A 1,514-nucleotide genomic window follows, 5' to 3' on the forward strand; every position below is an offset into this window, starting at 1 on the left:
ACCCAAAGGCAATCGCACCAGTTCAGGAAAACAGCAGTTGCCCTTGACGTATTAGAGAACACAATCGGGGCGATTGCGGAACGGTAGTTTCTGCATCCGCAATGTCTCCTTTTTAACTCATCGCAGCCGTCAGCACTAAAACGTCAATGCCATGGCATTGATATAAGCCTCAGTCCTCATCCCCATATATCGAGACGCTCTGCTCGCCCTCGCTGGTTGCCCGTCCGCGATACATGCCCGCAGTGTTGAAACTATAGCCAGCCTGGCCCCAGGGGGTGGCGTAGATGATGCCGCCGTCGCCACCAAGTTCGCCCAGTTCGGCGATCACGTCATCGGCAATCTGCTGGATTTCCTCGTCCGACAACATGAATTCGCTGGCGTGGATGGCGTAGGTGTAATTGCCTTCCTCATCCTTCGGCACGGTCAATTGCGCTTCCGCAATGGCGATCGGCCAGCGCATCCGGATGCGGGCGCAGATTTCGTGGGCGACGCCGAGGCGGATGAAATATTCGCCCGATCCGGTCGCCGAAATTGCGCAGCTGCGGTCGTCGGCATAGGTGCCCGCGCCGATGATCGGACTGTCGCCGATCCGGCCCCAGCGCTTGCCGGTCATGCCGCCGGTGGATGTGCCGGCGGCCATATGGCCTTCTTGATCCATGGCGACGGCGCCGACCGTGCCATATTTATAGTCGACATCGGCGACGCTGACTTTTTTGGCGAGCACATCTTCAATCTGCTGCAGCCGGTAGGGGGTGGCATAATAATCGGGGGTGACCTGCTGCAGCCCCTGTTCGCGGCTGAACTGGTTGGCGCCTGCGCCGGACAGCATGACATGCGGGCTTTTGTCTTTCACTGCCCGTGCCAGCAATATCGGGTTTTTGGTGCCGCTGATCCCGGCGACCGCGCCCGCCGACAGGTCGCTGCCGTCCATGATGCTGCTGTCGAGCTCGTTGGTTTTGTCCCAGGTGAACACCGCGCCCTTGCCGGCGTTGAAATTGGGATCATTTTCGAGGATCATGATCGTCGCGGTGATCGCATCGATCGCCTTGCCGCCGTCTTTGAGGATTTTTGAGCCTGCCGCCAGTGCTTCGCTCAGGGCTGCGCGAATGGTCGCATCCTGTTCCGGGGTGATCTTGTCGCGGTTGATGGTGCCGGCACCGCCGTGAATGGCGATCGACCAGCGCGCGTCGTCGGTGTCAGCTTGCGCCAAGGCCGCGCTGCCGAGCGACAATATGGCCGCGGCCCCCAAAATTGCTTTGAACATATGTGTTTTCCCCGATCACTTTTCGTCGCCTCTTTATGCCCTAAAATTTGACCAGCGCAACCACCCCGGCGCTCTTCGTGTCGCCGAAGGGAATGACCTCGACATCGGGATTGCGTTTCGATGTAATCAGAAATCCGGCCGCTTCGCCAATCGCCGCGCCGACCAGCACATCCGACCAATAATGTTTGTGCGCCTGTACCCGGGCGACGCCGACAAAGGCGGCGACCAGCTGCGCCGGGATGCCGACTTC

General features: G+C 59.8%; 2 protein-coding genes. Both read right to left on the reverse strand.

The genetic code is table 11. The features are described from left to right. Positions 1 to 169: 169 nt before the first annotated feature. The gene (locus V7665_RS13585; RefSeq protein ID WP_335665070.1) at positions 170 to 1,264 is read right to left on the reverse strand and encodes an isoaspartyl peptidase/L-asparaginase family protein; all 1,095 of its coding nucleotides are present in this window, start codon (positions 1,262 to 1,264) and stop codon (positions 170 to 172) included. A gap of 40 nt (positions 1,265 to 1,304) precedes the next feature. Continuing rightward, positions 1,305 to 1,514 (reverse strand): phosphatase PAP2 family protein (locus V7665_RS13590; protein ID WP_335665071.1); only part of this gene is annotated, 210 nt, incomplete at its 5' end.

The organism is Parasphingorhabdus sp., from assembly GCF_036964675.1.
In the GTDB taxonomy this organism is placed as follows: domain Bacteria; phylum Pseudomonadota; class Alphaproteobacteria; order Sphingomonadales; family Sphingomonadaceae; genus Parasphingorhabdus.

Excerpts from the sequence above, each read along its gene's own strand:
- V7665_RS13585 (WP_335665070.1), bottom strand. The coding sequence starts at position 1,264 with ATGTTCAAAGCAATTTTGGGGGCCGCGGCCATATTGTCGCTCGGCAGC.